Genomic DNA, 17948 nt, shown 5'->3' with positions numbered 1-17948 from the left:
CGATGTGGCTGTCGTCACGCCCGGCTGCCACGGTCACCCCATGAGCACCTCGTCGTCCCCTGCCCCCGCACCGTCGTCCGGCGCCGGCCGCGACCTCTGGCCGGTCTGGCTCTGCTGGATCGCCGTCGCGCTCGACGGCTTCGACCTCGTCGTCCTCGGCGCGGTCATCCCGACCCTCAAGGCGAGCGGCGACCTCGGGTTCACCGCCTCCTCGCTGACCGCCGCCTCGACGCTGGGGCTGGTGGGGGTCGGGATCGGCGCCGTCGCGGTCGGCCCGCTGACCGACCGGGTGGGCCGCCGCGTGACGCTGATCGGCTGCATCGCGCTGTTCTCGGTGCTCACCCTCGCGATCGCGGTCGCCCAGGACACCACGCAGTTCATCGCGCTGCGCTTCCTCGCCGGGCTGGGTCTCGGCGCCTGCCTCCCGACGGCGCTGGCGTTCATGACCGAGCACGCCCCCACCGGGCGCGGCGGCACCGCCGTCACCCGGATGATGACCGGTTACCACGTCGGTGCGGTGCTGACCGCGCTGCTGGCCCTGGTGCTCATCGAGCCGCTCGGCTGGCGCGCGATGTTCGTGGTCGGCGGCCTGCTCGGCCTCGCCACGCTCCCGGTGATGTGGCTCAGGCTCCCCGAGTCCGAGACCTACCTGCGGGCCGTGGCCGACCGCGACGCCGGCCGCGCCACGGTGGCGGTCCGCAGCGGCGACGTCGTCCGCGGCCGCTACCTCGCGGTGAGCATCGGGCTGTGGGTCGCCTCCTTCATGGGCCTGCTGCTGGTCTACGGCCTGAACACCTGGCTGCCGACGATCATGGGCGAGGCGGGCTACTCCATCGAGGCCGGCACCGGGCTGCTGCTCGTGCTCAACGTCGGTGCCGTGATCGGTCTCCTGGTGGCCGGCGGCATCTCGGACTCGCGCGGCAACAAGCCGACCGTGCTGCTGTGGTTCGGCCTCGCCGCGGTCTTCCTGGCGCTGCTGTCGATCCGGATGGACAGCACCCTGGTGGTGTACGGCGCGGTGCTGCTGGCCGGCATCTTCGTCTTCAGCGCCCAGGTGCTCGTCTACGCCTTCGTGGGCCACCTCTACCCGCCGGAGATCCGCGGCACCGCGCTCGGCCTCGCCGCCGGCGTCGGCCGCGTCGGCGCCATCGTCGGCCCCTTCCTCGGTGGGGCCCTGGTCACCGCCGGCATCGCCTACCCGTGGGGCTTCTACGCCTTCGCCGTCGCCGCACTGCTCGCCGTCGGTGCCCTGGCCACCGTCCCGGCGCACCTGAGGCGCGAGGAGGCCGTCGCCGCCTGAGCGGCGACGGGACCCGTCTGCTTCCGCCCAGTGGGAGGATGACCGGCATGGCGGGGAACAGCGCGACGCCCGGGGCGAGCGTGACGGGGCGTGCGCTGGCGCTGGTGGGGGCCTTCGACGAGCGGCACCGACGGCTCACGCTGACCGACCTCGCCGCTCGGGCCGGGCTGCCGGTGACGACGGCCCACCGGCTGGTGGGGGAGCTTGTCGCCTGGGGCGCGCTGCGGCGCACGTCGTCGGGCGACTACGTCGTCGGGCGGCGGCTGTGGGACGTCGGCATGCTCGCCCCCGTCCAGACCGGGCTGCGCGACGTCGCCTCGCCGCACCTGCACGACCTCTACGGCGCGACCCACGCCACCGTCCACCTGGCCGTCCGTGACGGCGTCCAGGTGCTGTACGTCGACCGCCTGTCCGGCAACGCCTCGGTGCCCGTCGTCAGCACCATCGGCTCCCGGCTGCCGTTGCACGCGACGGGCGTGGGCAAGGTGCTCCTCGCCCACGCACCTCCGGCCGTGCAGCAGGAGGTGCTCTCCGGCCTGACCCGGATCACGCCGTACACCGTGAGCCAGCCCGGCGTCCTGCAGCGCCAGCTGCGGGCGGTGCTGGAGGAGGACCACGCCACCACCAGCGAGGAGATGAGCCTGGGCGCCTGCTCGGTCGCGGTGCCGGTCCGTGCCGGCGGCGCCGTGGTGGCCGCGCTCGGCATCGTGGTCCCGAGCCTGCGCAAGGACGCGCCCCGCCTGGTGGCGGCCCTGCAGGTGGCCGCGCACGGCGTCGGCCGCTCGCTCACCGCCGCGGGCGGCCCGGCCTGAGGCCGGCCCCGCCCACGTCCCGACCCCGGTTCCGGTCAGCGGAAGCACGGTGTGGTCGCGGTCACGCGGGACCGGCAGGCTCCTCGCATGGCCCAGACCCAGCTGACCCGCACCCGCGTCGGCATCGTCGGCGGCGGCCCCGCCGGCCTGATGCTGTCCCACCTGCTCGCGCTGTCCGGCATCGACTCCGTCGTCGTCGACGTGCGCACCCGCCGCGAGATCGAGCAGACCCACCGCGCCGGCATCCTGGAGCAGGACAGCGTCCGGATGCTCGTGGAGAGCGGCGTCTCCGACCGCGTGCTGCGTGACGGCTACCGCCACGGCGGGATCGAGCTGGCCTTCGCCGGCGCCGGGCACCGGATCGACTTCGAGGCCCTGGTCGGGGCGGCGGCCCAGCTCTACCCCCAGACCGACGTCTTCGTCGACCTCGCCGACGCCCGGGAGCGCGACGGCGGCGACGTCCGGTTCGGCGTCACCGAGGTCTCGGTCCACGACCTCACCGCCGACGAGCCCCGGGTGCGCTTCACCGACGCCGACGGGGCGGCGCACGAGGTGCGCTGCGAGCTGGTCGTCGGCGCGGACGGGTCGCGCGGCGTGTGCCGCGGCTCGGTGCCCGAGGGGCAGCGGCGCCAGTACTTCCGCGAGTACCCCTACGCCTGGTTCGGGATCCTCGCCGAGGCCCCGCCCAGCGCCCCGGAGCTGATCTACAACCACTCCGACCGCGGCTTCGCGCTCATCAGCCAGCGCACCGAGACCCTCCAGCGGATGTACTTCCAGTGCGACGCCGGCGAGGACGTCCGGCAGTGGAGCGACGACCGGATCTGGGAGGAGCTGCAGACCCGGGTCGGCGCCAACGGCTACACGCTGTGCCAGGGGCCGATCACCTCGAAGACGGTGCTGCCGTTCCGCAGCTTCGTGCAGGAGCCGATGCGCCACGGCCGCCTCGTGCTCGCCGGCGACGCGGCGCACACCGTCCCGCCGACCGGCGCCAAGGGGCTCAACCTCGCCCTGGCCGACGTGCGGGTCCTGGCCGAGGAGGTCGAGCGGGCGCTGGCCAAGCAGGACCTCGGGCTGCTCGACGCCTACGGCGAGCGTGCGCTGGAGCGGGTCTGGAAGGCGCAGCACTTCTCCTACTGGATGACCACGATGCTCCACCGGCTGCCCGACGCCAGCGACTTCGACGTACGCCGCCAGGAGGGCGAGCTGACCTCGCTGGTGTCCTCGACGGCCGGCTCGACCTACCTCGCCGAGGGGTACACCGGCTGGCCGCAGGGGTGAACCCCTGCGCCCCACCCGTCCCACCACGAGGACCGCGGGCCACCACTGGTCCACACCGGGCGGGCGGTTCGCATGGCCCGTTCGGACTAGATCGGCGTGTTGCGCGCGTCGGTCGTACAAATCGGGCGTTCCATGGTGCAGAAGGAACCGACGAGGGGCACCGACGATGATCACCACCGACATGGCGCTGTACGCGCCGACCACCACCACGGACGCCACCGACGTGCGTCCGCTGGTCTGCGGCTGCGGGCAGGAGCTGAGCGGCGTACGACGCGCCCACTGCCCGCGGTGCGGCTGCTGCCTGAACTGAACGACCCCGTCGCTAGGGTGACCTCCGACGACCCGTCAGGAGGCATCGCGGTGGCCCGGCAGCTCAGTGGCGCGCGCACCTCGGCAGTGTGGACGCTGCCGAACGTGATCAGCATGGTGCGGCTGGCCGGTGTGCCCCTCTTCCTGTGGCTGGTCATCGGTCCCGAGGCCGACGTCTGGGCCCTGGTCGTGCTCATGGTCTCCGGCTTCTCGGACTGGCTCGACGGCTATCTCGCCCGCCGGCTCGACCAGACCTCCAAGCTGGGGGAGATCCTCGACCCCGTCGCCGACCGGCTCTACATCCTCGCCGCGGTGGTCGGGCTGCTCTACCGCGACATCATCCCGTGGTGGGTGGCGATCATCCTGCCCGCGCGCGACGCGTTCCTGTGGTGCCTCGTGCCGTTCCTGCGCACGCGTGGCTACTCCGCGCTCCCGGTCCACTACCTCGGCAAGGCCGCGACCGCGGCCCTGCTCTACGCCTTCCCGCTGCTGTTCCTCGGCGACGGCGACGGCCCGGTCGCCACGCTGTCGCTGGTCTTCGGGTGGGCCTTCGCGATCTGGGGGATGGGCCTGTACTGGTGGGCGGGCCTGCTCTACGCCTGGCAGGTCCGGCTGCTGATGGCCGACCGCGACCGTCGCGCGCCGAGCCTCTCGGAGCCGTGATGGCGGACCGTCACGAGGACCCCGTCCCCCCCGCGGAGCCCGCCCGGCTGCCGGCCCAGGCGACGATGGGCCTGCTCGACTACCTGACCTCCCACGCCGTCGACGAGGACTACGCCTTCGTCGCCGAGCGCGACCGGGCTGCGCGTGCCGCAGGCGGCGACGACACCCCGGCCCGCCGGCGCCGCGTCGGCCCGCTCGGGGCCGTGGCCGTCGCCGGGGTGGCCGTGCTCGTGGTCGCCGCCGGGGTGCAGAACTCTCGCAGCGCCGCCGCCGACGAGAGCGACCGGCGCGAGCTCGCGGGCCAGGTCTCGCGGGCCCGGCAGCAGCTGGAGACCGAGCGGGTGCGGCTCGCGGCACTGGAGCGCGAGACCGACCGGCTGCAGGCCCGCCAGCTGGCCTCCGACGAGTCCGCCACGGGCATCCGCACCCGCATCCAGGACCTCGGGGCCCGGGCCGGCACGCTCGCCGTCACCGGACCCGGCGTCCGCGTGGTCGCCGACGACGCCCCCGGCAGCACCAGCGACCGCACCACGGTGCTCGACAGCGACCTGCAGCGGCTGGCCAACGGGTTCTGGGAGGCCGGCGCCGAGGCGATCGCGATCAACGGGCAGCGGCTGACCAACCTGAGCACCATCCGGATCGCCGGCGGCGCGATCACGGTCAACGCACGGTCGCTGCGGCCGCCGTACGTCCTGCAGGTGGTGGGGAACCCCGACACGCTGCCCGCGCGGTTCGCCGAGACCACGAGCGGTCAGGCATGGTTGGACCTCGAGCGCCAGGTGGGGCTGCAGCTGACCATCACGCCGCAGGACGACCTGCGGCTGCCCGCCACCGAGGTGACGCTGCGCTACGTGGACCAGGTCGCGCAGGCGCGCCGACGAGCCGGACAGGAGGCAACCCCGTGATCGCGATCCTCGGACTCGTCGTGGGGGTGCTGCTCGGCCTGTGGCTCACCCCCGACGTCCCGCTCGCCTTCGAGCCCTACCTGCCGATCGCGGTCGTGGCCGCGCTCGACGCCGTCTTCGGTGCCTTCCGTGCCTTCCTCGACGGCATCTTCGACGACAAGGTCTTCGTGATCTCCTTCGTCAGCAACGTGCTGATCGCGGCCGTCATCGTCTTCCTCGGCGACCAGCTCGGCGTCGGCGCCCAGCTCTCCACCGGTGTCGTGGTCGTGCTCGGCATCCGGATCTTCTCCAACGTCGCCGCCATCCGGCGGCACCTGTTCCATGCCTGAGGACCGGCCCCAGGAACCGGAGTCGAGCCGGCCCGGGCCGAGCCGGCCCGAGACCGGGCGCGACCGGTTGCTCGGCTCGCTGCGCCGGCCCAGCCGCGGCCAGGCCATCGCCGGGGTGCTCGTCGGCCTGCTGGGCTTCGCCGCGGTCACCCAGGTGCGGGTGGCCGGCCAGGACGACGACTACGACGGGCTGCGCGAGGCCGAGCTGGTGCAGGCCCTCAACGGGCTGCAGGCCGCCTCGCGCCGCGCCGAGCGCGACATCTCCTCCCTGGAGGAGACCCGCGACCGGCTCAACAGCTCCTCGGAGCGGCGCAGCGCCGCCCTCGAGCAGGCCCGCACCGAGATCGCGACGCTCGGCGTGCTGGCCGGCACCACCGCGGCGACGGGCCCCGGCATCCGGGTCACCGTCGAGGACCCCCGGCGCACCCTCGACCTCGACAACCTGCTCGACGGCATCGAGGAGCTGCGCAACGCCGGGGTCGAGGCCATCGAGATCAACGACCAGGTGCGGGTGGTCGCGCAGACCAGCTTCGAGGACGACGACAACGGCATCCGGGTCGACGGGGTGGTGCTCGGGGCGCCGTACGTCATCGACGCGATCGGCAGCCCGGACACCCTCGCCGGGGCCCTCAGCTTCTCCAAGGGGTTCATCGAGGACGTCGAGGACGACGGGGGCAGCGTGCGCGTCGAGAAGGTCGACGAGGTGGACGTCAGCGTGACCCGATCGCCCACCGCTCCCCGCTACGCCGAGCCGGTCCCCGGGCAGTAGGGTCCTGGGTCACGACTCACCCACGTCGCCTCCCGAGGAGCAGCGTTGTACCCCGATGACCTGAAGTACACCTCCGAGCACGAGTGGCTCCGCGAGCCCGGCCAGAGCGAGGGCTCGGTCCGCGTCGGCATCACCGAGTACGCCCAGGACGCCCTCGGGGACATCGTCTTCGTGCAGCTGCCGGAGGTGGGCGAGACCGTCACCGCCGGCGCCGTGGTGGGGGAGCTGGAGTCCACCAAGTCCGTCAGCGAGGTCTACGCCCCGCTCGGCGGCGAGGTCGTGGCCCGCAACGAGGCGCTCGACGCCACCCCCGAGCTGGTCAACACCGACCCCTACGGCGAGGGCTGGCTCTTCGAGATCCGCGCCGACGACACCGGCGCGGCCGACCTCATGGACGCCGCCGCCTACCAGGAGACGCTCGAGGGCTGATCCCCCTCGGCCCTCCTCCGCCGGCCTCGTCCGGACCGGCTCCGGCGTGTCGCCCGAGGCGCGCCGACGGCGGTGGCGGACACAGGTGGCGCTGGTAGGTTGTGGCCAACCTTGACCCTCCAGTGACGCTTCAGGGTTGTCACGGGGGCGGGGACACGCACCACGCAGGACCACGGACGCTCGCCCCGGGCGAGCACGACGGACTGGAGACCGACGACATGCCCTTCTGCTCGCAGTGCGGGAGCGAGAACTCCTCCAACGCACGGTTCTGCTCGCAGTGCGGTACGCCGCTGGCCGGTGCCGCCGCGCCCGGCTCGTCCACCCCGGCCGGCTCGTCCGGCCCCGCCGGTGGCGAACCCGTCGCCCACGACTCGACACAGACCATCACCTTCGGCGGGCCGACCCCCAAGCCCGACGCCGACGAGCGCGGCTCGCTCGCGCCGGCCGACGCCGCCGCGGTCGACGCGCTCCCGGCGGGCAGCGCCCTGCTGGTGGTCCAGCGCGGCGCCGGCGCCGGGTCGCGCTACCTGCTCGACCGCGACCTCTCCACGGTCGGACGGCACCCGGAGAGCGAGATCTTCCTCGACGACATCACCGTGTCGCGTCGTCACGTGGAGTTCCGTCGCACCGGCGAGGGGTTCCGGGTGCACGACGTCGGCAGCCTGAACGGCACCTACCTCAACGGCGACCGGGTCGACGACGCGCTGCTCCAGAACGGCGACGAGGTCCGGATCGGCAAGTTCCGGCTCATCTTCTTCGCCAGCGACGCCGGCGACACCCGGGTCGGCTGACCCCGTGCGGCAGACGGCCCGCATCACGATCGGTCAGGCGGTCGCCGACCTCAAGGCGGAGTTCCCGGACGTCGACATCAAGGAGTCGAAGATCCGGCACCTCGAGAACGAGGGCCTGGTCGAGCCCGAGCGCACCCCCTCCGGCTACCGGAAGTACTCCGTGGAGGACATGGAGAAGCTGCGCTACATCATCCGGGCGCAGCGCGAGCACTACCTCCCGCTCAAGGTGATCCGCGAGCACCTCGACGCCCTCGACCGCGGCCTGGAGCCCCCGACCCCCGGCGGCTCGCCCAGCATCCCGGTCGGGCTGCTGGCCAACCCGGCGCCGGGCGTGGAGTCGCTGCTGGGCAACCAGCACGACGTCCGCATCTCGCGCCGCGAGCTGGTCAAGACCGCCGACATCACCGAGGAGCTGCTCGACCAGCTCGAGACCTTCGGCCTGGTGAGGCCGCGCACCGGCTCCAAGCACTACGACGCCGACGCGCTGGTGATCGCCAAGGTCGCGGGCGAGCTCGCGGCGTACGGCCTGGAGCCGCGGCACCTGCGTGCCTTCAAGACCTCGGCCGACCGTGAGATCGGCCTGGTCGAGCAGGTGGTCTCCCCGATCCGCCGCAGCCGCGAGGCCGGCGCGGAGGGTCGGGCGCACCAGACCATGGACGAGCTGGCGGTGCTCTCGGTGCGCTTCCACGCGGCGCTGGTCAAGGCCGGGCTCCGCTCCCTGCGCTGACCACGTCGGGCGCTAGGGTGACCTGGTGCGCGAGGTCGAGGTAGTCGGGGTCCGGGTCGAGATGCCGTCCAACACACCCATCGTCCTGCTCAGGGAGACCGACGGCGAGCGCTACCTGCCGATCTGGATCGGTGCGGTCGAGGCCACCGCGATCGCGTTCGCCCAGCAGGGCGTCGTGCCGCCGCGCCCGCTGACCCACGACCTGCTGCGCGACGTGCTGCAGGCGACCGGCAACGAGGTCGACGAGATCCGCATCACCGAGATGCAGGACAACGTCTTCTACGCCACGCTCGTGCTGACCTCCGGCGTCGAGGTCTCCGCCCGGCCCTCGGACTCCATCGCCCTGGCGCTGCGCACCGGCTCGCGCATCGTGTGCGCCGAGGAGCTGCTGGACGAGGCCGGCATCCTCGTGCCCGACGAGCAGGAGGACGAGGTAGAGAAGTTCCGCGAGTTCCTCGACCACGTCACCCCCGAGGACTTCGAGCAGGGCCAGGCCTGACTCGACGGCCTTCCCGGACCCAGGTCTCACCTTCAACCTCAACTTGAGACTTGCTTCCGACACGCCGCCGGAGTCTTTGACCAACCCTCGAGCCGAGGTCTACCTTCGGGACTGTCTTCGCTGTAACTCCACGGCTGCAACTCCTGTCCCGCACCGGGACGGACGACCGGTCGGCCCCACCCCCCGGAGCTACGACGTGCGGAGCCGGACTCCGGAGGTAGCAGTGGGCACGACGTCAGACGGCGGTTCGACCGCAGGTCACGACCAGCAGGCCGAGCAGGCAGCCCTCGAAGCGGCGCTCGACGCCACCGAGCAGGGGCTGCTCTTCGACGACGACGTCTCCACGCTCGACAAGGACCTCGGCTACCGCGGTCCCACCGCCTGCAACGCGGCCGGCATCACCTACCGCCAGCTCGACTACTGGGCCCGCACCGGCCTGGTCGAGCCCACGGTCCGCGGCGCCACCGGCTCGGGCACCCAGCGCCTCTACAGCTTCCGCGACATCCTGATCCTCAAGATCATCAAGCGCCTGCTCGACGCCGGCATCTCCCTGCAGCAGATCCGCACCGCGGTCTCGCACCTGCGGGCCCGCGGCACCGACGACCTGACCCGCGTGACCTTGATGAGCGACGGCGCCAGCGTCTACGAGTGCACCAGCAACGACGAGGTCATCGACCTGCTCCAGGGTGGCCAGGGCGTCTTCGGCATCGCCATCGGGGGAGTGTGGCGCGAGATCGAGGGGTCGCTCGCCGAGCTGCCCTCCGAGCGCACCGCCGCCGACGAGGGCGTCGAGGACACCGCCGCCGACGAGCTCGCCCAGCGTCGCAAGGCCCGCCAGACCGGCTGAGCCGCACCCCCCTCCAGGTCCCACCAGGCCCCGACGCGCACCGAGTGCGCGCCGGGGCCTGGTATTTTGGGGCCTGCTGACATATCCCGTGCGGGAGAGTCCTCGGTCATCACCGGGGCGCCGAAGGGGCAACTCCTCCCACCAAGCTCTCAGGCACCAGGACCGCACGGGCTGGCACCCAGGAGGGACCCCACCACGGGCCCCCGACTGGGGGGAGGCGCACTCACCACCATCCGATGAGCCGCCTCACGACTGGAGCGAGATGTCAGAGCACCGCGAGACCCTCACCGACCTGCTGCGCCCCCGGCCCTTCGCCGAGCGCCACGTCGGGCCCGACGACCAGCAGCTGACCGAGATGCTCAAGGCCCTCGGGGTCAGCAGCCTCGAGGCCCTGATGGACGACGCCGTGCCCGAGCGGATCCGCGCCGGGGCTCTCGACCTGCCGCCGGCCGCCTCCGAGGCCGACACGGCGCGCGAGCTGCGCGAGATCGCCGCCGAGAACAACCCGCTCGTGCCGATGATCGGGCTGGGCTACCACGGCACGGTCACCCCGCCCGTCGTACGCCGCAACGTGCTGGAGGACCCCTCCTGGTACACCGCCTACACGCCCTACCAGCCCGAGATCAGCCAGGGCCGGCTCGAGGCGCTGATCAACTTCCAGACCGTGGTGGCCGACCTCACCGGGCTGAAGACGTCCAACGCCTCGCTGCTCGACGAGGGCACCGCCGCCGCCGAGGCGATGACGCTCGTGCGCCGCGCCGACCGCAAGGCGAGCGGCCCCTTCGTCGTCGACGCCGACGCGCTGCCCCAGACCATCGCCGTGGTGCAGACCCGCGCCGCCGCGATGGGGCTCGACGTGGTCGTCGCCGACCTGGCGCAGGCCCTGCCCGAGGGCGAGCTGTCCGGCGTGCTGGTGCAGTACCCCGGTGCCTCGGGCCGGGTGCTCGACCCCCGGCCGGTCATCGAGGCCGCCCACGAGCGGGGCGCGCTGGCCGTGGTCGCCGCCGACCTGCTGGCGCTGACGCTCCTGGAGTCGCCCGGCGAGCTCGGGGCCGACGTCGCCGTCGGGTCCTCGCAGCGCTTTGGCGTCCCGCTGTTCTACGGCGGCCCCCACGCCGGCTTCATGGCCGTGCGGGAGGGTCTCGAGCGCCATCTGCCCGGGCGCCTGGTCGGCGTCTCGGTCGACGCGGCCGGCCGGCCGGCGTACCGGCTGGCGCTGCAGACCCGCGAGCAGCACATCCGCCGCGACCGGGCGACCTCCAACATCTGCACCGCGCAGGTGCTGCTCGCCGTCGTCGCCGCGATGTACGCCGTGCACCACGGCCCCGACGGGCTGCGCTCCATCGCCCGGTCGGTCCACGCCCAGGCCGTCGCCCTGGCCGACGCGCTGCGCGAGGGCGGGGTCGGGGTCGTGCACGCCGAGTTCTTCGACACCGTCCTGGCCGAGGTGCCGGGCCGTGCCGCCGAGGTCGTGGCCGCCGCCCGCGAGGCGGGCGTGCACGTGCGCCACGTCGACGCCGACCACGTGGGGCTCTCGACCTCCGAGGTGACCGACGTCGACGTGCTCGAGCGCGTGCTGGGGGCCTTCGGGGTCTCGACGGGCTCGACCGGTGAGGAGGGAGCGCTGGCCGACGCCCGTGTGGGCACGGCGCTGCCGACCGCGCTGCTGCGCGAGACCGACTTCCTCACCCACGAGGTGTTCCACAGCCACCGCTCCGAGACCTCGATGCTGCGCTACCTGCGTCGGCTCTCGGCCCGTGACTACGCGCTCGACCGCGGCATGATCCCGCTGGGCTCGTGCACCATGAAGCTCAACGCGACCACCGAGATGGAGCCGGTGAGCCTGCCCGGGTTCGCCGACCTGCACCCGTTCGCGCCGCCCGAGGACGCCCGCGGCTACCACCGCCTGATCGGCCAGCTCGAGGGCTGGCTGGCCGCCGTCACCGGCTACGACGAGGTGTCGATCCAACCCAACGCCGGCTCGCAGGGTGAGCTCGCCGGGCTGATGGCGATCCGCGGCTTCCACCAGGCCAACGGCCAGGGCGAGCGCGACGTCTGCCTGATCCCGTCCTCGGCGCACGGCACCAACGCCGCGTCGGCCGTGATGGCCGGCATGCGGGTGGTGGTGGTGAAGTCCGCCGCCGACGGCGCCGTCGACATGGACGACCTGCGGGCGCAGTGCGAGACCCACCGCGACGACCTCGCGGCGATCATGGTCACCTACCCCTCGACCCACGGCGCCTACGAGGACACCATCTCCGAGCTCTGCGAGGTCGTGCACGAGGCGGGCGGCCAGGTCTACGTCGACGGGGCCAACCTCAACGCGCTGCTCGGCTACGCCAAGCCCGGTGAGTTCGGCGGCGACGTCTCCCACCTCAACCTGCACAAGACGTTCTGCATCCCCCACGGTGGTGGCGGCCCGGGCGTCGGTCCGGTCGGCGTGCGCGCCCACCTGGCGCCGTACCTGCCCAGCCACCCGGCCCACCCCGTCGCCGACCGCCGCGACGGCATCGGGCCGATCAGCGCGGCGCCGTACGGTTCGGCCGGGATCCTGCCGATCTCGTGGGCCTATGTGCGGATGATGGGCGCCGAGGGGCTCACCCACGCCACCGCGGTGGCGGTGCTGGCGGCCAACTACGTCGCCGCGCGGCTGGAGGACCACTTCCCGGTGCTCTACCGCGGCCACCACTCCCACGTGGCGCACGAGTGCATCCTCGACGTCCGCGGCATCACCAAGGCCAGCGGCGTCACCATCGACGACGTGGCCAAGCGGCTGGTCGACTACGGCTTCCACGCGCCGACGATGAGCTTCCCGGTCGCCGGCACCCTCATGGTGGAGCCGACCGAGAGCGAGGACCTCGCGGAGCTCGACCGGTTCTGCGACGCCATGATCGCGATCCGGGGCGAGATCGCCCGGGTCGAGGCGGGGGAGTGGACGCCCGAGGAGTCCCCCCTCCGGGGCGCGCCGCACACCGCGGCGGCGGTGCTCGCCTCCGAGGGCAGCCGCGCCTACTCCGCCGAGGTCGCGCTGTTCCCGACCGGTCCCGACCCCGACAAGTACTGGCCGCCGGTGAGCCGGATCGACCAGGCCTACGGCGACCGCAACCTGGCCTGCTCCTGCCCGCCGCTGGAGGCCTTCGAGTGACGCGAGCGGAGGCGGCCGGTCCGGACGCCCGGGCCGGCCACTTCCAGGCGGTGCTCGACCGCTACCAGGCCGAGCGCCGGCTGCCCACCGTGGTGGCGGCGGTGCTGGGCGACTCCGAGGACCCGTGGACCACGTGGACCGGTGCGGCCGGTGACGGCGCGTCCGTCGACCGGCAGTACCGCATCGGCTCGATCACCAAGACCCTCACGGCCGTGCTGGTGGTGCGGGCCCACGAGGCCGGGCTGCTCTCGCTGGACGACCCGCTGGGCCGGCACCTGCCGGACTCCGGGGCGTACGCCGACCGGTCGCTGCGCGCGCTGCTCTCGCACACCGCCGGGATGCAGAGCGAGCCGGCCGGGCCGTGGTGGGAGCGGTCGCCCGGCGGCACCGTCGAGCAGCTGCTCGCGGCCAACGACGGCAGCGCGGCGGTGTTCGGCCCCGGCGAGCACCACCACTACTCCAACCTCGGCTACGGGCTGCTCGGCGAGGTGCTCGCCCGGGTGCACGGCCGCCCCTGGTGGGCGCTCGTCGAGGAGCAGGTCCTGGTGCCGTTGGGGATGCGGCGCACGTCGTACGCCCCCGAGGCGGACGCCGCCCCCGGTCTCTCGGTCCACCACCTCGCCGGCACCCTGACGCCCGAGCCCGCCCACGACACCGGGGCGATGGCCCCGGCCGGGCAGGCCTGGAGCACCCTGGCCGACCTGGCGCGGCTCGGCCGGTTCCTCGTCGACGGTCACCCCGACGTGCTCGGCGCCGACTCGCTGCGCGCCATGCGGCAACCGGTGCCGCCGGCCAGCGACTACGGCCTCGGGGTGCGGACCTTCCCGTACGCCGGGGGGGTGCTGGCCGGCCACACCGGCTCGATGCCCGGCTTCCAGGCGGTGCTGCTGGTCGACCCGGTGCACCGCACCGGCGTCGCGGCGCTGACCAACGCCACCACCGGGTTCTCCGGGTCCGAGCTGGCCCGGGCGCTGCTCGGCGACCACACGCCGGGACCCGTCACGCCCTGGCGGCCCGCCGAGCGCGTTCCGGGCTGGGCCGCCGAGCTGCTCGGCACCTGGCACTGGGGCAACTCCGCCTACGAGGTGCGCTGGCACGACGAGCGCCTCGAGTGGCGCGACCTGGCCCGCGGCCTGGCGCTGGCCGAGCAGTTCGCCCAGCACGACGACGGCCGGGTGGTGGGGACGGCCGGCTACCACCACGGCGAGACCCTGCACGTCGTACGACGCGAGGACGGGACGCCCGACCGCCTCGAGTGCGCGACCTTCGTCTACACCCGCACCCCCTACCCCGACGGTCCCTGACCGTCCGACGAGGAGCCCCGATGACCCCCCGCCGCACCTACCGCACCCTGGCCCTGGCCGAGGCGGTGACCTGGACCCTGCTGCTGGCCGGGATGGTGCTCAAGTACGTCCTCGACGTCACCGAGCTGGGGGTGAGGATCGGGGGCGGGCTGCACGGGTTCGTCTTCCTGGCCTACTGCGTGGCCACCGTCCTGGTCGGCGTCGACGCCCGCTGGTCGGTCGGGCGCATCGGGCTCGGCCTGGCCGCGGCGTTCGTGCCCTACGCCACGGTCCCGTTCGAGCGTCGCGTCGACGGCACGCTGGCGCAGCGGTGGCGGCTGCGCGCGGAGCCGGGGCGCGGACCGCTGGAGCGGGTGGCGGCGGCTGCGCTGCGGGCCCCGGTCCTCGCGGGCGTGGTGGTGCTGGTCGGGCTCGTGGTGGTCTTCGGCGGCCTGCTGGCCGCCGGTCCGCCGACGCAGTGGGTCGGCTGAGCCCGTCCGTGGTGGGTCGACCTAGAGCGCCTGGCTGACCGAGCTCATGTTGAAGTCGGGCACCCGCAGCGCCGGCATGGCAGTGCGCGAGAACATGTCCTCGCCCCACTCGCGCGAGAACGCCGGCACGGTGGTGCCCGCGTGGCCGAACCGGCGCAGCAGGTCGACGGGGCTCTCGTTCCAGCGGAAGTTGTTCACCGCGCCCACGATCTCGCCGCCCTCGACCTTGTAGACGCCGTCGCGGGTCAGCCCGGTCAGCAGCATCGTCTGCGGGTCGACCTCGCGGATGTACCACAGGCAGGTCAGCAGCAGCCCGTCGTCCATCCCTGCGGCCAGGTCGAGGTCCGAGCCGGCGCCGCCGTCGACCTCCAGCACCAGGTTGTCGATGGGCGGCGTGGTCGGCTGGCCGGTCTCGGCCGCGGTGCGGCGGGTCTGCTGCAGGGCGGTCAGCCGGCCGTCGTCGAGCCAGGCGGTCGGGGCGAGCGCGAGGCCGTTGTCGTAGACGCTGGTGCGGTCCGACGACGCCCCGGCCAGCACGAAGGGCGCACACTCCAGGCCGGCGTACGACGGGGCGGAGGCGAGCCGCACGCCGGGGGAGACGACCTGCTCGCCGAAGCGCGCGCCGCCACCAGGCCGGGAGAACACGCTCTGGCCGTCGACCGCGGTGCGGGCTCCCGCGCTCCAGTAGGCGTCGATCATCAGGTCGGCCACGGCGGTCGGCGGCAGCACGGTGTCGTAGCGACCGGCGGGCAGGTCGAGCCGGCGCGAGGCCCAGCCCAGCCGGGTGGCGAGGTCGTCGGCCATGCGGGTGGCCGAGACGTCGCTGAAGTCGCGGGTGGCCCCGCCCACCCAGGCGCTGGCGGTGAGGCCGGCGTCCTTGCCGGTGCAGCCGTAGTGGCCGGTGGGCTGCACGTGGCGCAGCCGCAGCCCGGTGGAGGACCCGACGTAGGTCGTGGTCACCTCGTGGAAGACGAAGCCGTAGAGGATGCGCTGCTCGGCCTCCGCACGACGGAACTCCTCGCCGAGCTGGCCCGCCACCTCGTCGAAGACCGCGATCGAGGTCTCGGCGGGGGCGTCGCCGAAGTCGGGCGCGGCCGAGCCGGCCACGAGGTCGGCGCGGTCCTCGGCCTCGCCGGCCAGGGCGGCGGCCCGGTCGGCGGCCTCGACGAGCGCGGCGACCTGGGCGGTGGTGGCAGCGGTGCCGCTGACCGAGGCGTTGCCGCCGGCCGCGAACGCGACCACGGTGACGTCGGTCGAGCGCATCACCCCGTTGGTGGTGAGGGTGTTGTTGGCCCACCGCAGGTTGGCGCTGGTGGAGTCCTCCACGATCACCACGCAGGCGTCGCTGGTGCTGGTCTCGAGCGCGTGCTCGACGAGCTGCTGGGGTCGGACGGTCATCAGGCCGTGCCCTCCTCGGAGGTGTTGAGGACGTTGACGTCGCGGAACAGCGCCGACGGCGTGCCGTGGCTGACCGGGGCGGACTGGCCGGGCTGGGCCTTGCCGCAGTTGAGGACGCCGCCCAGCACGTAGGTCTGAGGTCCGCCGACGGCCTCCAGCGACCCCCAGAAGTCGGTGGTGGTGGCCTGGTAGGCGACGTCGCGCAGCTGACCCTTCAGCTCGCCGTCCTCGATGGCGTAGAAGCGCTGGCCGGTGAACTGGAAGTTGTAGCGCTGCATGTCGATGGACCACGACTTGTGCCCGACCACGTGGATGCCGCGCTCGACCCGGCCGATCAGTCCCGCGGTGTCAGGGCCGTCGGGGTCGGGCTGCAGCGAGACGTTGGCCATCCGCTGGATCGGCACGTGGCCGGGGGAGTCGGCGTAGGCGCAGCCGTTGGAGCGCCCGCCGTTGAGCTCCGCGCCGTGGGTGTGCGCCATCGACCGGTCGAGCTGGTAGCCGACCAGGACCCCGTCGCGCACGATGTCCCACGACTGGCCCTCGACGCCCTCGTCGTCGTAGCCCACGGTGGCCAGTCCCCGGGTCGCGGTGCGGTCGCCGGTCACGTGCATGGCGGGCGAGCCGTACTGCAGCGTGCCGAGGTGGTCGGGGGTGGCGAAGGAGGTGCCGGCGTAGCTGGCCTCGTAGCCCAGCGCCCGGTCGAGCTCGGTGGCGTGGCCGACCGACTCGTGGATGGTGAGCATCAGGTTGTTGGCGTCGATGACGAGGTCGTAGCGACCCGGGTCGACGCTCGGGGCGGCGAGCTTGGCCCGGAGCAGGCCCGGCAGCTCGGCCCGCTCGGCGTCGAAGTCCCAGGAGCCGTCGGTGAGCACCTCCCAGCCGGCGCCGAAGGGCGGGCAGGTCGAGGCCATCGAGTCGAAGGCCCCGGTCGCGGGGTCGGAGGCGTAGGCCTCCAGCACCGGCTCTAGCCAGACCCGCTGCTGGGTGATCGAGGACCCGGCGAGGTCGGCGTAGAACTTGTTCTCCTGAACCTGCTGCAGCATGCCGGCGGCGTGGTCGGCCCCACCGGCGACGAGCTCGCGGGTCCAGCCGCCGAGCAGGGCCACCTTGTCCGCGAGCGGCACGTCCAGCGGGTTCACGTCGTAGGCCGAGACCCAGGTGACGTCGCGGTGGACCGGCTCGGGTGCGAGCTGCACCGGGACGGTCGTCATCTTGGCCGCCACCCGGGCGACGGTGACGGCGGTCTCTGCCACGCGCACGGCCTCGTCGTCGGTGAGTCCGACCCCGGAGGCGAAGCCCCACGCCCCGTCCAGCAGCACCCGGACCGCGAAGCCGAGGTCCTCGCTGTCCTGGGCCCCCTCGAGCTGCCCGTCGCGCACCGAGAGGTGCTGCAACCGGTTGCGCTCGAGCCGGAAGTCGGCGTGCGTGACGCCGAAGTCACGGGCGCGTCCGAGGGCCACCTGGGCGAGCCGCTGGAGCGGCAGGGCGAGGAAGCTGGGGTCGACGTCGGCCATGCCGAGCACCCTAGTGCGGCCGACCGACACCAACGGGTGCGGCGGGGGACGTGTGGTGACGCGGCGGCCACGCCGGGCAGGGCTCACGTCAGGAGCCCCTGGAGCTCGGCCTGGGCGGCGCGCGCGAGGGAGGGGAACCGGAGCACGCCTCCGACGTCCACGTTGTGCGGCGGCGCCGACCATCCTGGTGGGTCGGGTGAGGTGGAGACGTGGGTCTGTCCGGTAGGGGTGGTGACGATGACTTGGTGTCGGTCACCCGGGACTGCTTCGCACCGCCAGCCGGGGGTCTGCTTGGTGTAGTTGCAGGCCTCGCACAGCCCTTGCCCGTTGGCCAGGGACGTCGGGCCGCCGTCGGCTGCGGGGGTGACGTGGTCGGCGTGGCGGACGGGGGCGTCGCACCAGGGGGTGCGGCAGACCTGGTCGCGGACGACGAGGAGCTCGCGGAGCTCGCCGGTGAAC

General features: G+C 73.5%; 19 protein-coding genes and 1 riboswitch. Of the genes, 16 read left to right on the top strand and 3 right to left on the bottom strand.

Annotated elements, in window-relative coordinates:
* Positions 1 to 40 precede the first annotated feature (40 nt).
* The 16 genes from ASG49_RS07750 (at position 41) to ASG49_RS07680 (ending at position 14577) form a co-directional block, all read left to right on the top strand.
* Positions 41 to 1300 (top strand): aromatic acid/H+ symport family MFS transporter, encoded by a 1260-nt coding sequence (locus ASG49_RS07750; RefSeq protein ID WP_056539187.1) that lies wholly within the window; start codon positions 41 to 43, stop codon positions 1298 to 1300.
* A 47-nt stretch (positions 1301 to 1347) separates the two neighbouring features.
* On the top strand, positions 1348 to 2112 hold the full coding sequence (locus tag ASG49_RS07745; RefSeq protein WP_056540026.1) for an IclR family transcriptional regulator: 765 nt from the start codon (positions 1348 to 1350) through the stop codon (positions 2110 to 2112).
* Positions 2113 to 2199: 87 nt separating this feature from the next.
* Complete coding sequence (locus ASG49_RS07740) at positions 2200 to 3390, top strand: 4-hydroxybenzoate 3-monooxygenase (protein WP_056539184.1); 1191 nt, start codon at positions 2200 to 2202, stop codon at positions 3388 to 3390.
* Positions 3391 to 3556: 166 nt separating this feature from the next.
* Entirely contained in the window at positions 3557 to 3700 is a 144-nt protein-coding gene (locus tag ASG49_RS19280) for a hypothetical protein (protein WP_235561947.1), read from the top strand.
* Positions 3701 to 3813: 113 nt separating this feature from the next.
* On the top strand, positions 3814 to 4362 hold the full coding sequence (locus tag ASG49_RS07735; RefSeq protein WP_235561979.1) for a CDP-alcohol phosphatidyltransferase family protein: 549 nt from the start codon (positions 3814 to 3816) through the stop codon (positions 4360 to 4362).
* On the top strand, positions 4362 to 5267 hold the full coding sequence (locus ASG49_RS07730) for a DUF881 domain-containing protein (RefSeq protein WP_056539181.1): 906 nt from the start codon (positions 4362 to 4364) through the stop codon (positions 5265 to 5267). Before ASG49_RS07735 ends, ASG49_RS07730 begins: the two co-directional genes overlap by 1 nt.
* Positions 5264 to 5596, top strand: a complete 333-nt coding sequence (locus ASG49_RS07725) for a small basic family protein (RefSeq protein ID WP_056539177.1) — start codon at positions 5264 to 5266, stop codon at positions 5594 to 5596. Before ASG49_RS07730 ends, ASG49_RS07725 begins: the two co-directional genes overlap by 4 nt.
* Positions 5589 to 6365 (top strand): DUF881 domain-containing protein, encoded by a 777-nt coding sequence (locus ASG49_RS07720; RefSeq protein WP_056539174.1) that lies wholly within the window; start codon positions 5589 to 5591, stop codon positions 6363 to 6365. Before ASG49_RS07725 ends, ASG49_RS07720 begins: the two co-directional genes overlap by 8 nt.
* Before the next feature lie 45 nt (positions 6366 to 6410).
* The gene (gcvH, locus tag ASG49_RS07715; RefSeq protein WP_056539171.1) at positions 6411 to 6794 is read left to right on the top strand and encodes a glycine cleavage system protein GcvH; all 384 of its coding nucleotides are present in this window, start codon (positions 6411 to 6413) and stop codon (positions 6792 to 6794) included.
* Positions 6795 to 7012: 218 nt separating this feature from the next.
* Positions 7013 to 7585: an FHA domain-containing protein gene (locus ASG49_RS07710; protein WP_056539168.1), complete on the top strand. Its 573-nt coding sequence runs from the start codon at positions 7013 to 7015 to the stop codon at positions 7583 to 7585.
* 4 nt (positions 7586 to 7589) lie between these two features.
* On the top strand, positions 7590 to 8312 hold the full coding sequence (locus ASG49_RS07705; protein WP_056539163.1) for a MerR family transcriptional regulator: 723 nt from the start codon (positions 7590 to 7592) through the stop codon (positions 8310 to 8312).
* A 25-nt stretch (positions 8313 to 8337) separates the two neighbouring features.
* A complete protein-coding gene (locus ASG49_RS07700) occupies positions 8338 to 8811 on the top strand; it encodes a bifunctional nuclease family protein (protein WP_056539160.1) in 474 nt (157 codons plus the stop codon).
* A gap of 223 nt (positions 8812 to 9034) precedes the next feature.
* Positions 9035 to 9658, top strand: coding sequence for a MerR family transcriptional regulator (locus ASG49_RS07695; protein WP_056539157.1), 624 nt, complete (start codon positions 9035 to 9037; stop codon positions 9656 to 9658).
* A gap of 81 nt (positions 9659 to 9739) precedes the next feature.
* Positions 9740 to 9833, top strand: a riboswitch (glycine riboswitch).
* An 87-nt stretch (positions 9834 to 9920) separates the two neighbouring features.
* Complete coding sequence (gene gcvP / locus ASG49_RS07690) at positions 9921 to 12803, top strand: aminomethyl-transferring glycine dehydrogenase (protein ID WP_056539155.1); 2883 nt, start codon at positions 9921 to 9923, stop codon at positions 12801 to 12803.
* A complete protein-coding gene (locus ASG49_RS07685; protein WP_235561946.1) occupies positions 12800 to 14107 on the top strand; it encodes a serine hydrolase in 1308 nt (435 codons plus the stop codon). The genes gcvP and ASG49_RS07685 overlap by 4 nt, the downstream gene beginning before the upstream one ends.
* A gap of 20 nt (positions 14108 to 14127) precedes the next feature.
* Positions 14128 to 14577 (top strand): DUF3817 domain-containing protein, encoded by a 450-nt coding sequence (locus ASG49_RS07680; protein WP_056539152.1) that lies wholly within the window; start codon positions 14128 to 14130, stop codon positions 14575 to 14577.
* Between the two features lie 21 nt (positions 14578 to 14598).
* Here the strand turns inward: ASG49_RS07680 and ASG49_RS07675 are convergent, their stop codons facing one another.
* The 3 genes from ASG49_RS07675 to ASG49_RS18200 form a co-directional block, all read right to left on the bottom strand.
* Entirely contained in the window at positions 14599 to 15975 is a 1377-nt protein-coding gene (locus ASG49_RS07675) for a metallopeptidase TldD-related protein (protein WP_056539149.1), read from the bottom strand.
* A complete protein-coding gene (locus ASG49_RS07670) occupies positions 15975 to 17489 on the bottom strand; it encodes a TldD/PmbA family protein (RefSeq protein WP_056540019.1) in 1515 nt (504 codons plus the stop codon). Before ASG49_RS07670 ends, ASG49_RS07675 begins: the two co-directional genes overlap by 1 nt.
* An 83-nt stretch (positions 17490 to 17572) precedes the next feature.
* Positions 17573 to 17948: HNH endonuclease (locus ASG49_RS18200; RefSeq protein WP_162244504.1), on the bottom strand; the 376-nt coding region annotated here is incomplete at its 5' end.

It is taken from the genome of Marmoricola sp. Leaf446 (assembly GCF_001424755.1).
Lineage (GTDB): Bacteria > Actinomycetota > Actinomycetes > Propionibacteriales > Nocardioidaceae > Marmoricola.
The sequence above is the reverse complement of the archived record's forward strand: the minus strand, read 5'-3'. Positions and strand labels throughout refer to the sequence as shown.

What these genes read in the sequence shown, in the direction of transcription:
- ASG49_RS07750 (WP_056539187.1), top strand. Translation starts at nt 41, where the DNA reads ATGAGCACCTCGTCGTCCCCTGCCCCCGCACCGTCGTCCGGCGCCGGC.
- ASG49_RS07745 (WP_056540026.1), top strand. Translation starts at nt 1,348, where the DNA reads ATGGCGGGGAACAGCGCGACGCCCGGGGCGAGCGTGACGGGGCGTGCG.
- ASG49_RS07740 (WP_056539184.1), top strand. Translation starts at nt 2,200, where the DNA reads ATGGCCCAGACCCAGCTGACCCGCACCCGCGTCGGCATCGTCGGCGGC.
- ASG49_RS19280 (WP_235561947.1), top strand. Translation starts at nt 3,557, where the DNA reads ATGATCACCACCGACATGGCGCTGTACGCGCCGACCACCACCACGGAC.
- ASG49_RS07735 (WP_235561979.1), top strand. Translation starts at nt 3,814, where the DNA reads ATGGTGCGGCTGGCCGGTGTGCCCCTCTTCCTGTGGCTGGTCATCGGT.
- ASG49_RS07730 (WP_056539181.1), top strand. Translation starts at nt 4,362, where the DNA reads ATGGCGGACCGTCACGAGGACCCCGTCCCCCCCGCGGAGCCCGCCCGG.
- ASG49_RS07720 (WP_056539174.1), top strand. Translation starts at nt 5,589, where the DNA reads ATGCCTGAGGACCGGCCCCAGGAACCGGAGTCGAGCCGGCCCGGGCCG.
- ASG49_RS07710 (WP_056539168.1), top strand. Translation starts at nt 7,013, where the DNA reads ATGCCCTTCTGCTCGCAGTGCGGGAGCGAGAACTCCTCCAACGCACGG.
- gcvP (WP_056539155.1), top strand. Translation starts at nt 9,921, where the DNA reads ATGTCAGAGCACCGCGAGACCCTCACCGACCTGCTGCGCCCCCGGCCC.
- ASG49_RS07680 (WP_056539152.1), top strand. Translation starts at nt 14,128, where the DNA reads ATGACCCCCCGCCGCACCTACCGCACCCTGGCCCTGGCCGAGGCGGTG.
- ASG49_RS07675 (WP_056539149.1), bottom strand. Translation starts at nt 15,975, where the DNA reads ATGACCGTCCGACCCCAGCAGCTCGTCGAGCACGCGCTCGAGACCAGC.
- ASG49_RS07670 (WP_056540019.1), bottom strand. Translation starts at nt 17,489, where the DNA reads ATGGCCGACGTCGACCCCAGCTTCCTCGCCCTGCCGCTCCAGCGGCTC.